This window comes from Brevundimonas sp. (assembly GCF_041911375.1).
In the GTDB taxonomy this organism is placed as follows: Bacteria; Pseudomonadota; Alphaproteobacteria; order Caulobacterales; family Caulobacteraceae; genus Brevundimonas.
In genome coordinates this window covers 1-12,099 of sequence record NZ_JAYRPA010000033.1, presented here as the reverse complement: position 1 = coordinate 12,099, position 12,099 = coordinate 1, and the positions used below count along the sequence as shown (strand labels likewise).

General features: G+C 69.2%; 8 protein-coding genes. 5 read left to right on the top strand and 3 right to left on the bottom strand.

All coding sequences use genetic code 11. The features are described from left to right. Positions 1-494: 494 nt before the first annotated feature. Together ACE3PU_RS06895 and ACE3PU_RS06890 are read right to left on the bottom strand one after the other, a co-directional pair. Positions 495-923 carry a CBS domain-containing protein gene (locus ACE3PU_RS06895; protein WP_374388035.1) on the bottom strand — a complete coding sequence of 143 codons (429 nt, stop codon included), beginning with the start codon at positions 921-923 and terminating at the stop codon, positions 495-497. Between the two features lie 95 nt (positions 924-1,018). Continuing rightward, positions 1,019-1,696, bottom strand: a complete 678-nt coding sequence (locus ACE3PU_RS06890) for a rhomboid family intramembrane serine protease (RefSeq protein ID WP_374388033.1) — start codon at positions 1,694-1,696, stop codon at positions 1,019-1,021. A gap of 119 nt (positions 1,697-1,815) precedes the next feature. Here ACE3PU_RS06890 and hfaA point away from each other — a divergent pair, with 119 nt between their 5' ends. The 4 genes from hfaA (at position 1,816) to ACE3PU_RS06870 (ending at position 7,449) form a co-directional block, all read left to right on the top strand. Continuing rightward, positions 1,816-2,247, top strand: a complete 432-nt coding sequence (gene hfaA / locus ACE3PU_RS06885) for a holdfast anchoring protein HfaA (protein ID WP_374388031.1) — start codon at positions 1,816-1,818, stop codon at positions 2,245-2,247. 29 nt (positions 2,248-2,276) lie between these two features. Next, positions 2,277-3,269: a holdfast anchoring protein HfaB gene (gene hfaB, locus ACE3PU_RS06880; protein ID WP_374388037.1), complete on the top strand. Its 993-nt coding sequence runs from the start codon at positions 2,277-2,279 to the stop codon at positions 3,267-3,269. After that, the gene (gene hfaD / locus ACE3PU_RS06875) at positions 3,229-4,461 is read left to right on the top strand and encodes a holdfast anchor protein HfaD (protein WP_374388029.1); all 1,233 of its coding nucleotides are present in this window, start codon (positions 3,229-3,231) and stop codon (positions 4,459-4,461) included. Before hfaB ends, hfaD begins: the two co-directional genes overlap by 41 nt. Positions 4,462-4,560: 99 nt before the next feature. Further along, positions 4,561-7,449 carry a M16 family metallopeptidase gene (locus ACE3PU_RS06870; protein ID WP_374388027.1) on the top strand — a complete coding sequence of 963 codons (2,889 nt, stop codon included), beginning with the start codon at positions 4,561-4,563 and terminating at the stop codon, positions 7,447-7,449. Positions 7,450-7,571: 122 nt separating this feature from the next. Here ACE3PU_RS06870 and ACE3PU_RS06865 read toward each other — a convergent pair whose 3' ends face one another. Then, positions 7,572-8,465 (bottom strand): hypothetical protein, encoded by an 894-nt coding sequence (locus ACE3PU_RS06865; RefSeq protein ID WP_374388025.1) that lies wholly within the window; start codon positions 8,463-8,465, stop codon positions 7,572-7,574. 304 nt (positions 8,466-8,769) lie between these two features. On the opposite strand from ACE3PU_RS06865, the gene ileS reads away from it, so the two are divergent. Then, the gene (gene ileS, locus ACE3PU_RS06860; RefSeq protein WP_374388023.1) at positions 8,770-11,697 is read left to right on the top strand and encodes an isoleucine--tRNA ligase; all 2,928 of its coding nucleotides are present in this window, start codon (positions 8,770-8,772) and stop codon (positions 11,695-11,697) included. Positions 11,698-12,099 lie beyond the last annotated feature (402 nt).

Here is a 12,099-nt window from a genome sequence, read left to right as displayed (position 1 = left end):
CAGTGTCGATAAATGACCCTAAGGCCATCGCTAGGACACCGCCGCCTGCGTTTCTCTTTCCAAATCAACAATGTCAAAGACCCGAACCGCCTCAGCAGCCCAACCGTTTAACGCCCAGTCCGCGGCGGAGGCGGCGATTTAGAGACCGCCGAACCTCGTGTCAACCGCTTCTTTCGAAGATTTTGCGGAGCGAAGAGCGAACCCTTCAAGCCGCAAAAAACCGCCGGAGGAAAGCTGGGCTTCCCTCTGAAACCTAAGTCGGCGGTTCGATTGGAGCGCGGAAGATACCGAAACCGGTCTGAGAAAGCAAGAAGTTTTTCGCTTCTTTCTTCCTCCGGAGTGAGCCGGTTCGCACCGCCTCGGCCCCGTCGGCCGGCCCGTTTCCGAGCGAGGCGGCTCTATACGGAGCGACCTTTTTGGCTGCAACCGGATTCTGACAGTTCGGCGAAATTTCTGACGGACCCGTGCTCGCCGAAGAGCGGGCGACCCGGCTGTCAGCCCGCCGCTATATAGGATCTGAGGCTTTCGGCCTCACGCGCGTGTTCGGCGATCTGGCATTTGACGACGTCGCCGATCGAGATCACGCCGACCAGCCGGGCGTCGCTCATCACCGGCAGGTGACGGATTCGCCGGTCGGTCATTCGGCTCATCAGAATCGCCATCTCCTCGCGCGGCTCGGCGAAGATGACCTGCTCGGTCATATAGGCGCTGACCGGCCGGGTCAGGGCCGCCGCGCCGTCGCCGGCCAGGGCGCGGACCACGTCGCGCTCGGAGAAGACGCCCGCGACGCGCTCGCCGTCGCAGACGACCAGCGCCCCTACCCGCTTCTGCTCCAGTTCGGCGCAGGCCTGCGCCACCGTCAGGTCGGGCGCGATGGAGAAGACGGCGTTTCCCTTGGTCTTGAGGATCTCGGCGACGAACATCGCGGCTCCTTCTCTCTCATGGACAGAGACGACCGCGGGGCCGGGATGGCGACTGGGCCGCTCAAGGCGGATGATCGCTCAGTCCACGACGCGAATCAAACGGGGCCGGACTCGCGGCGAATCGGGCCCTTGCCGAACAGCCGCGCCAGCGGACCGATGGCCAGCAGGCCCACGATGAATCCGACGGCGTGCGCTTCCCAGGCGATCTGCGCGCCCTGCACGCCCGGCGCATAGCCGATCAGTCCGACCACGACGTTGACCGCCATCCAGGCCAGCGACGCGCTCAACACCCGGCGGTCGAACAACGGCAGAACCCGGCCCTGCGCGCCCATCAGCCGGGTCGCCGCGCCGATCAGGCCGAAGACGGCGCCGGACGCCCCCACCATCGGCTGGGTCGAGCCCCAATGGATCAGGCCGTAGCCCAGCGCCGCCAGCGCGCCGCACGCCACATAGAAGAGCAGGAAGACCGTCGGTCCGATCCGGTCCCCGAACAGCCGCGCGACCGGCGCGCCGAAGGCCAGGGCCGCGATGGCGTTCATGATCGCGTGGGTCCAGCCCCCGTGCAGCAGCATCACCGTGAACAGCGTGGCCCACCGCCCCTCGGCCAGGTCGGCCGGCGCGAAGGCCATGCCGGCCCCGCCGTCGGGCAGCCGTTCCTGAAAGAAGTAGAGCACCGGCATGGACACGGCGATCAGCACCACCGTCACCGGGGCGTTGAACAGCCGTTCGCCGGCGGGGCGCGGAGCATCGAATCGACCGTGCGGATCGGACATGCCCCCAAATGCGCAGCGACCGCCGCAATCTCAAGCGCTTCTTAATAACCTTAATGCAGCCTAGTCGCGGGCCGGTGTCGTGGTCCGCATCGTGTCCGCACGCCAGGAGCCCCCAAACCATGACCGCCACGACGCTGATCGCTTCGGCCGCGGCCGTCCTCGGCCTGCTTGTTCCCACGATCGCCGCGGCCCAGTCCGCAGGCTCCACCGGCGCGTCCCAGTTTCAGCAGGGTTACGGCGCGGCGCGGTCCAGCACGGCGCGCGGCACGACCGGTTCGACGCGGGACGCCAACGGCAATCGCCTGATCGTGGACGGCATCATTCAGTCCGGCGCCTCGTCCTATTCCCGCCAGAGCGGCGGCGTGGCCAACGCCTACAGCGGCGCCGGGGCGTCGCGCGGAACGACCATCGGCGGCTCCACCGCCATCGGCAATCAGCTGAACGTCGTGGTCCAGGGCAGCTGGAACACCGTCATCGTCAACTCGAACCAGACCAACAACGGCGATGTCACCGCCGGCACGGCCCTGAACGGAAACCTCGACCTGCCATGAGCCGCTCCATATCGAAGACCCCCATCCGCATGCGTCTGGTCGCGGCCACGGCCGTCGCCGGCCTGGCGCTGGCCGGGTGCGTCAGCCCGACGGCGGGCCCGTCGGGGCTCTACGCCTCGCCCATCGGCAATGCGCCGGTGACGTCGAACCCGACGCCCTATTCGGCCGCCCTGTACTGCCTGGCCGACTACGCCCGGCGCTATGACCTGCCTTCGCCCCGCATGGCCGTGGGACGTATCAGCGACTACACCGGCACCGTCTCGGCGGACGGCGGGCGTCAGATCACCGGCGGCGCCTCGCTGATGGCGACCTCGGCCCTGGCCAAGTCCGGCGCCCGGATCGTCGAGCGCTACGACACCTCGGTGTCCGAGCTCGAGCTGCGCTACGCCAACAACAAGCTGATCGGCGACCAGGCGGGCGACGCACCGGAAGACACCCAGTACCGCCGGATCCTGGCCGGCCAGGTGCCCGGCTCCGACTTCTACGTCGTCGGCGGCATCACCGAGGTGAACTACAACATCCGCTCGGGCGGGTTCGACGCCGCCGTGGGCGAGGCGGACACCGACGTCCCCGGCTCCGGCATCGTCACCGGCCGCATCTTCGTCATGAACATCGCCATGGACCTGCGCCTGGTCCAGACCACCACGCTGGAGGTCGTCGACGTCGTTTCCTATCAGAAGCAGATCATCGGCCGCGAAATTTCGGCCGGGGTGTTCGACTTCCTGAACGGCAACGTCTTCGACGTCTCGGCCGGCACCGGAGGCTTCGAGCCTGTGCAACTGGCTGTCCGCGCCCTGGTCGAACGCGCCACGGTCGAGTTCATGGCCAACCTGTACGGCGCGCCCGGCCCTGAAATCTGCCTCAACCCGGCCAACGATCCCCTGGGCGATTCCACCGTCGGCCCGACCGGCGGCTATTATCCCGCCTACCCCAATACGGACACGAACAATGGCCAGACACGCGCCGATCCGTCTCGCTGGCATGATCGCCGCGACGGCGACGTTCGCGGCAGCCGCTACTGAAGCGTCGGCCCAGCAGGCTGTCGTCTGCGATCCCCTGACCGGCTCCGCCTGCTCCAGCACCCAGGTCCAGAGCGGCGACGTCCTGTCGTCGGTCAACCTTGATGTCGGCGTCGGCCAGCTTCAGGTCTCGGTCGAGACCCAGGGCAATGTGCTGCGCGGCGGGATCGAGGGCGCCAGCGGCGCCATGGTCTCCCGCCAGGAGATGCAGGGGCTGACCCGCGCCGATGTCGCGGTCGCGGCCCAGGGCGTCGAGAACGGGGCCGCCATCGACAACCACGTCCGCGGTGACAACTTCGAAGCCTACACCGGCGGCGCGGTCTTCACCCTGGATGCGACCCAGTCCGCGACCGGCCAAGCCGTGCGGGCCAGCACCGTCGTCGCGGCGGGCGAGAACGAGATCACTGGCGGCGGCTACGCCTCCACGTCGGCGACGGCCAACAATGTCGCCGTGGGCGGACCGATGTCGCAGGTCGTGGGCGCGGTCGATCAGACCGCCCAGACCACCGTCTTCGCCGAAACCGTCGCCGACATCCGCTACGTGCCCGCGCGCGCCGCCTTCGCCAGCCGCGCGACAGCCAATGCGATGCAGGCGGGCACGACCGGCTCCTCGCACCAGGATCTGACGATCCGTCAGGAGAACCGTCCCTCGTCCGTCGAGGCGCGGACCGACGTCTATATCGACAACGCCTGGGACGCCGCCACCGACGCCCAGGCCCGCGCCAACTTCATCAACGCGGGCAATGCGGGCGGCTCGATGCTGGTGCAGGCGGATCAGTCCAACGCGGGCGGGGTGCGCGCTGATTCCCGTCTTCAGACCGATCTCTACGGCGCCGCGACCGTCTCGGCGCGCGCCGTGGCCAACGAGACCATCGCCGGCAACGACGACATCTACCTGTCGCTGGACAACACCCAGATCAACACCGGCGGGGTCGAGGCCGTGGCGACCTTCCAGGGCAATACCGGCTATGACGCCTATGTGGGCGCCGACGCCGTGGGCAACGCCGTCAGCGGATCGGTGTGCTCGCAGTGCGCGGGGCAGGTGAACGTGACCAACAACCAGGTCAATTCCGGCGACGTCTCGGCCGCCGTCAACATCGGCGCCGGCGCCGTGGGCGGCTCACGCGCCGTGGTTGCGGGGGCCAATGCGGCCGGCAACAGCGCCACCTTCTACGTCTCGCGACCCGGCGGCTGATTTGTCGCGGGCGGCAGGTGCGCGCTTGCCGACCGGTCCGCCCTCCCCTACTCCAGCAAGGCCGCTCCATTGGGGGTTGCGGACATCTGGAGTGATCTCATGCGTTCAGCGCGTCGCCTGCTGCTTGTCGCCGTTTCCGGCCTGGCCCTGACCACGGGCGCCTTCGCGGCGCCCGCCGTGGCGCTGGTTCAGGCGCCCGCCGCCTCCGCCGCGGCCGTTCAGCCTTCGGACCCCTGGGCCCAGTCGGCCAGCGACATTCCGGCCGACCCCGCCGTACGCTTCGGCCAACTGCCCAACGGCATGCGCTATGCGCTGATGCGCAACGCCACCCCGCCGGGTCAGGCCTCGTTCCGCCTGCGCATCGACGCGGGCTCGCTGATGGAACGCGACGACCAGCAGGGCCTGGCCCACTTCATGGAGCACATGGCCTTCAACGGGACGAAGGACATCCCCGAGAACGAGATGCTGCGCATCCTCGAGCGCCTGGGCCTGGCCTTCGGCGCCGACACCAACGCCTTCACCAGCTTCGACCAGACCGCCTATGTGCTGGAGCTGCCCAACACCCAGGACGAGACGGTCGACACCTCGCTTCGCGTCCTGCGCCAGATGATGGGCGACGCCCTGATGGCGTCCGAGGCCATCGACGCCGAGCGCGGCGTGATCGTCGGCGAGGAACGCACCCGCAACTCGCCCCAGATGCGCGTGCTCAAGACCCAGTTGGGCCTGCTCGCCCAAGGCCAGCGTCTGTCTGAGCGTCTGCCCATCGGCGACCTGGACGTGATCCGCACCGCGCCGCGTCAGCGTTTCGTCGACTTCTATGAGGCGTATTATCGCCCGTCCCGCGCGACCTTCATCGCCGTGGGCGACTTCGACGTCGATGCGATGGAGGGCAAGATTCGCTCGGCCTTCGCCGACTGGGCGCCCAAGGCCGCCGACGGCGCCGAGCCGGACCTGGGCGCCGTCGCCCCGCGCCAACCGGAAACCGCCATCATCGTCGAGCCGGGCATCCAGTCTTCGATCCAGATCAACTGGATCAAGGCGCCGGACCTGGATCCCGACACGGTCGGCGAACGCACGACCGATCTGCACCGCAGCCTGGGCCTGGCCGTGCTGAACCGCCGCCTGGGCGAGATGGCCCGCGCCGACAATCCGCCCTTCCTCAGCGCCAGCGGTTCCTACCAGTCGCTGTTCGACAGCCTGGACGCCGGCACCCTGGCCGTGGCCTTCAACCCCGGCGACTGGAAGCGTGCGCTGGAGGCTGTCGAACAGGAAGGCCGCCGCCTCGCGGAATATGGCGTGACCGACGCCGAACTGCAGCGCGAGATCACCGACTACCGCACCGCCCTCCAGAACGCCGTCGCCACCGCCGCGACCCGCTCGACCCCGGCCCTGGCCAACAACCTGCTGGGCGCCGTCAACGACGACCGGGTCTTCAACACGCCGCAGGAAAGCCTGGCCATCTTCGAGGCCGGGGTGAAGGACCTGACCGCCGCGCAGGTGAACGCCGCCGTCGCCCCGGTGTTCGAGGGACAGGGGCCGCTGGTCCTCTTCTCCTCGCCGGTCGAGGTCGAGGGCGGTGAGGCCGCCGTCACGGCCGCCATCGAGGCGTCGCGTCAGGTTCCCGTCACGGCCCGCACCGAGCAGGCCGCGCTGGAATGGCCCTACACCAACTTCGGCGCGCCGGGCGTCCCGGCCGAACGCACCGAGGTCGCCGACCTGGGCGTGACCCTGGTCCGCTTCCCCAACGGCGTGCTGCTGAACATCAAGCCGACCGAGTTCCGCGACGACCAGATCCTGGTCAGCGCCCGCACCGGCATCGGCGAACTGGGCCTGCCGGCGGATCGCGTCACCGCCCTGTCCCTGGCCAGCCCCGTCCTGGCCCCCGGCGGCCTGGGCAAGCTCAGCCTCGACGAACTGACCCGCGTGCTCAGCGGCCACGTCTACAGCGCCTCGGCCGAGCTGGGCGCCGACGCCTACGTCTTCAGCGGCGCCACGCGCCCCGAAGACCTCGAGCTGCAGATGCAGGTGCTGGCCGCCTATCTGACCGATCCCGGTCTGCGCGCCGCGCCGTTCGAACAGATCAAGGCCTACTTCCCGCAGTTGCTGCAACAGCTGGGCGCCACGCCGGCCGGCGTGTTCCAGCGCGACGGCTCGGGCCTGCTCGCGTCGGGAGATCGTCGCGAAAGCCTGCCGACGGCCGAGGAAATCGCCGCTATGAGCATCGACGAACTGCGCGCCGGCGTGCCCGAGGCCCTGGCCCGCGGCCCGATCGAGATCACCGTCGTCGGCGATGTCGATGTCGACGCCGCCATCGCGGCCGTCGCCTCGACCTTCGGCGCCTTGCCCGCGCGTGGAGACGCCCCCACGCCCGCGCCCGCCTCGGCCCAGCGCAAGTTCCCGGCTCCGGGCGCCGCGCCGGTTCGCCTGACGCACGCCGGTCCCGCTGACCAGGCGCTCGGCTTCGTCGCCTGGCCGACCACCGACCAGGTCGGCGACCGCACCACGTCGCGGCAGCTGTCGATCCTGTCCGACGTCCTGCAACTGCGCCTCAACGAGGAAATCCGCGAGAAGCAGGGCCTGGCCTATTCGCCAAACGCGGCGTCCAACAGCTCGGACGTCTATCCCGGCTACGGCTTCCTGGCCGTCACGGCGCAGACCCCGCCCGAGGCCCTGCCGACGCTGTTCCAGACCGTGGACGCCATCGCCGCCGACCTGCGGGACAACCCCGTCAGCGAGGACGAATTGAACCGCGCCCGTCGTCCGGCGGTCGAACGCATCCGCCGCAGCATGGCCGACAACGCCTACTGGCTGCAGCAGCTGTCGGAGGCCCAGTCCGAACCCGCCTCGCTGGACCAGACCCGCAGCCAGATCGCCACGCTCGAGGCCGTCTCGGCCGCCGATCTGCAGCGCCTGGCCCGCGAATACCTGGTCCCGGCCACCACTTGGCGGCTGGAGGTCGTGTCCGACAAGGCGCTCGCCGCTGAATAACGAAAATGGCCCCGGTCCTCACGGACCGGGGCCAGTCTTCAGGATCGTCGACGGAGGGCCGACGGTCTTATCCTCTCATCCGGCGCCTGAGCCGCGCCTGAACAGGTCTGTTCGGCTCCGGTTCAGAACACCCGACCGCCAACGCCGCCGTCCAGGGTGATGGTCCCGGTCATGATCGCCGTGCCCTGCACCTGCTCCTCGCGGTATTCGGTGTATTCCTCTTCCCGGTACAGGGTCAGGATCTTCACGCCCGCGCCATAGCGGCGCAGCAGCGACCGCTCGTTGCAATCGCGCTCGGGCTTCTCGGGACGGCATTCCAGCTTGCCGCCGGCGCCGAACCACAGCGCCTCGTGCTTGCGGCACGTCAGCGTCTCGCCGTGGTCGAAGCTGATGTCGCCTTCATAGTCGGCGATGGTCGCCTGCAGCCAGGTGCCCGCCAGGCAGCGGTACAGCTCGCCCTCATAACCCTCGGCCACCTCGCGGTCCGGCCGGACCTGCGACGCCGGGTGCGGCACCTGGCGATCGTCGATGCAGACCGCCTGGATCACCACGCGCTTCATCATGCTGCGGAAGGCGGTGAACGGCGTGCGCACCGTCTGCATCGCCATGCCCTCGACGGCCAGGCCCTGGATGGTGGTCGGCGCCGGCGATTCGACGCTCACATAGGCCGAGCCGCCGCCGTAGCCATAGCCATAGCCCGAGCCGAAGCCCCGGCTGCTGCTGAACCCGCCCGCCCGTGCGTTGACGTAGGAGTTCGCCCCCGCATTGGCGTTGGCGCTCGCGCCCGCATTGACGTTGACGTTCACATTGATGTTGCCCCCGCCCGGCGGATAGGTGGGCGGATAGGGCGTGCAGCCCGAATCGCACGGCGGAGGCGGCGGCGGCGGGGGCGGCTCGCAGCACGGCGGCTCGGGCGTGCAGCCGGATTCGCACTGCGCCGCCGCGACGTCCGCCGCCGCCGTGACGGCGAAACCCGCCGCCAGCGCCAGCATCCAATTCCTGATCCGCAGCCTCATGGGCGGGACTCCCGAGCGTGTTTCAAGCTTCGTCCAGGCGGAACCCGGCCGATCGTGGCTTAACCAAAACGCCAAAAGCCTTTCGTTTCCGTTGAGACGCCGCCGCTTTCCGGGATGGCGCGATGCCGCACCGTTCTGCTAGACCGGCCGCACGATGACCGTCCGCGCCTCCATTCGCCTGATTTCGATTAGCCGCCCGGCGTAGCGCTTTTGGGCCTGCTGGCCCCGTGCACGCCGGGATGACCGCCCACCCCGAGGGCGAACGAAGACAGCGACATCACCTTCACGACGCCGAGACGACCCAATGGCCGACGCCTCCCACACTCCCGACACCCCCTCCGGCCGCGACTACCGCGACACCGTCTTCCTGCCGGAGACGCCCTTCCCGATGCGCGGCGGCCTGCCGCAGAAGGAGCCGCTGATCCTGCAGCAGTGGGGCGACCTCTACGGGACCCTGCGCGCCGAGCGCCAGAAGCAGAACGCCCCCCTCTACGTCCTTCACGACGGCCCGCCCTACGCCAACGGCGACATCCACATCGGCCACGCGCTGAACAAGACGCTGAAGGACTTCGTGGTCCGCAGCCGTTTCCTGCTGGGCTATGACGTCGACTACGTCCCCGGCTGGGACTGCCACGGCCTGCCGATCGAGTGGAAGATCGAGGAGCAGTTCCGCGCCAAGGGCCGCCGCAAGGACGAGGTCTCCAAGGACGAGTTCCGCGCCGCCTGCCGGAACTATGCGGGCGAATACATCGACCTGCAGCGCGACCAGTTCAAACGCCTGGGCATCACCGGCGACTTCGCCAACCGCTACGCCACCATGGACTTCAAGTCCGAGGCGGCCATCGTCGCCGAGTTCCACAAGTTCAAGAACTCCGGCCAGCTCTATCGCGGCTCCAAGCCGGTCATGTGGTCGCCGGTCGAACGCACCGCCCTGGCCGACGCCGAGATCGAATACCACGACCACGTCAGCCCCACGATCTGGGTCAAGTTCCCGGTCACGGGGGCGTCGGACGACCACCCCGACGACCTTCTCAGCTTCCGCAGCGGCACGCCCTCGGTCGTGATCTGGACCACCACGCCCTGGACCATCCCGGCCAACCGCGCCATCAGCTACGGCCCCGAGATCGCCTATGGCCTGTATGAAGTCACGGCGATGGAAGAGGGTCTGGAGTTCGCCCCCTGGGCCAAGCCGGGCGATCGTCTGATCGTCGCCGACAAGCTGGCGGAAGAGGTGTTCAAGGCCGCCAAGATCGCCGCCTGGACCCGCGTCTACGACATCAATCCGTCGGGCCTGGAATGCGCCCACCCCCTGGCCGCCTTGGACAGCGGCTACGGCTACGCCGTGCCCCTGCTGGCCGGCGACCATGTGACCGACGACGCCGGCACGGGCTTCGTCCACACCGCGCCGGGCCACGGCGCCGACGACTTTGAGGTCTGGAAGGCCCACGGTCATCACGAGGTGCCGGATACGGTCGATCCGGACGGCGCCTATTACCCCCACGTCCCCCTGTTCGCCGGGCTGAAGGTGCTGGAGACCGAGGGCAAGAAGACCGGCAAGTTCGGTCCCGCCAACGGCGCGGTTATGGAGAAGCTGATCGAGGCCGGCAACCTGCTGGCGCGCGGCCGGCTGGAGCATTCCTATCCGCACAGCTGGCGCTCCAAGGCGCCGGTCATCTTCCGCAACACCCCCCAATGGTTCATCCGCATGGACGAGCCGCTGAAGTCGGGCGACACCCTGCGCGAGACGGCGCTGAAGTCGATCGACGACACCGCCTTCCACCCGGCGGCGGGCAAGAACCGCATCCGCAGCATGGTCGAGGGCCGCCCCGACTGGCTGGTCAGCCGCCAGCGCGCCTGGGGCACGCCTCTGGCCATGTTCATCGACAAGCAGACCGGCCAGCCGCTGCATGACGCCGAGGTCGACGCCCGCATCGTCGCCGCCGTCGCCGAACACGGCGCCGACATCTGGTTCACCGCGCCCGACAGCGACTTCCTGGGCGCCCACGACCCGGCCCGCTACGAAAAGGTCCAGGACATCCTGGACGTCTGGTTCGACTCCGGCTCGACCCACGCCTTCACCCTGGACCCGCGCACGGCCGAGCACGGCTATGCCGGCGACCGCCCGTCCCACTGGCCCGCCGACCTCTATCTGGAAGGCTCCGACCAGCACCGCGGCTGGTTCCAGTCGTCCCTGCTTGAAGGCTGCGGCACGCGCGGCCGCGCGCCGTTCAAGGCGGTCCTGACCCACGGCTTCACCCTGGACGAGAACGGGGAGAAGATGTCCAAGTCGCGGGGCAACACCACCGACCCCCTGACCATCATCAAGGAATCCGGCGCCGACATCCTGCGCCTGTGGGTCGCCCTGGTCGACTATTCGGACGACCAGCGCATCGGCAAGCAGATCCTCCAGACCACGGTCGACGCCTATCGCAAGCTTCGGAACACCGTCCGCTACCTGCTGGGCGCCCTGGCCGGCTTCGACGAGGCCGAGCGCCTGACCGACTACGACCAGTTCCCGCCGCTGGAGAAGTTCATCCTTCATCGCCTGTGGGAACTCGACGCCCAGGTCCGCCAGGCCTACGCCGAGTATCGCTTCCAGGACGTGGTCCGCCCGGTGCTGGAGTTCTGCGCCGGCGACCTGTCGGCGCTGTATTTCGACGTCCGCAAGGACGCCCTCTACTGCGACCGCCCCGACGCCTTGCGCCGCCGCGCCGCCCGCACCGTGATGGACGAGGTCTTCGCCCGCCTGACCGCCTGGCTGGCCCCGCTGGTCCCCTTCACCATGGAAGAGGCCTGGACCACCCGCTTCCCGGATGCGGGCACGAACTGCGCGCGGGTCATCCCGGACACCCCCGGCCAATGGCGCAACACCGCCGAGGCCGAGCGCTGGGCGGGCGTGGCAACCGTGCTGGAAGTCGTCAACGAGGCCCTCGAGACCGCGCGCCGCGACAAGCGGATCGGCGGCGCCCTGGACGCCTGGCCGACCGTGACCGCCCCGGCCGACCTTCTCGCGCCGTTCGACGGGCTCGACGCGGCCGAGGTCTTCCGCACCTCCGGCGCCGAATTGGTCGCCGGCGGCGACGCCGTGACGGTGGTCGTCAACACCTCCGACCACCCCAAGTGCGCCCGCTCCTGGCGCCGCGTCCCCGACGTCGGCTCCGACCCCGCCTACCCCGACCTCTCCGCCCGCGACGCCGACGCGGTCCGCTTCTGGGATCAGGCGCACGGCTGACGATCAGGCGAACAGGCGTACGGCCTCTCCCGCCCCCCCCCAGGGGCGGGAGAGGATCGTGCGCGCCGGACGGGGCCAACTATCCTAATGACGCTGGTCTGTTCCCAGCGATTCCAAAGGCTTGGCCGATTCTCGCCCTGATCGACGCGCCTGGGTTGGAAAGGGCCTTATGCTTCCGTCGTCCCGTCGCACCGGAGGGCTCGTAAGGCCTGCGACCTTGCGGCGGCGGGAGCGGATGGAGCGGGGGCGGGTCTGAAACGGCCCGCGCCGCCTCGCCGGCCGGCATACCGGACGCGCGCGGCGGAGGGTCGAGGGGGATACTCGGCCGCACCCGGACGGTCTTCGCAGAGACCGCCGGCCCGCCGCAGGCTTATGGGGTTAGGCGATAAGACCGCCACCACT

What these genes read in the sequence shown, in the direction of transcription:
- ACE3PU_RS06890 (WP_374388033.1), bottom strand. Translation starts at nt 1,696, where the DNA reads ATGTCCGATCCGCACGGTCGATTCGATGCTCCGCGCCCCGCCGGCGAA.
- hfaD (WP_374388029.1), top strand. Translation starts at nt 3,229, where the DNA reads ATGATCGCCGCGACGGCGACGTTCGCGGCAGCCGCTACTGAAGCGTCG.
- ileS (WP_374388023.1), top strand. Translation starts at nt 8,770, where the DNA reads ATGGCCGACGCCTCCCACACTCCCGACACCCCCTCCGGCCGCGACTAC.
- ACE3PU_RS06870 (WP_374388027.1), top strand. Translation starts at nt 4,561, where the DNA reads ATGCGTTCAGCGCGTCGCCTGCTGCTTGTCGCCGTTTCCGGCCTGGCC.
- ACE3PU_RS06865 (WP_374388025.1), bottom strand. Translation starts at nt 8,465, where the DNA reads ATGAGGCTGCGGATCAGGAATTGGATGCTGGCGCTGGCGGCGGGTTTC.
- ACE3PU_RS06895 (WP_374388035.1), bottom strand. Translation starts at nt 923, where the DNA reads ATGTTCGTCGCCGAGATCCTCAAGACCAAGGGAAACGCCGTCTTCTCC.
- hfaA (WP_374388031.1), top strand. Translation starts at nt 1,816, where the DNA reads ATGACCGCCACGACGCTGATCGCTTCGGCCGCGGCCGTCCTCGGCCTG.
- hfaB (WP_374388037.1), top strand. Translation starts at nt 2,277, where the DNA reads ATGCGTCTGGTCGCGGCCACGGCCGTCGCCGGCCTGGCGCTGGCCGGG.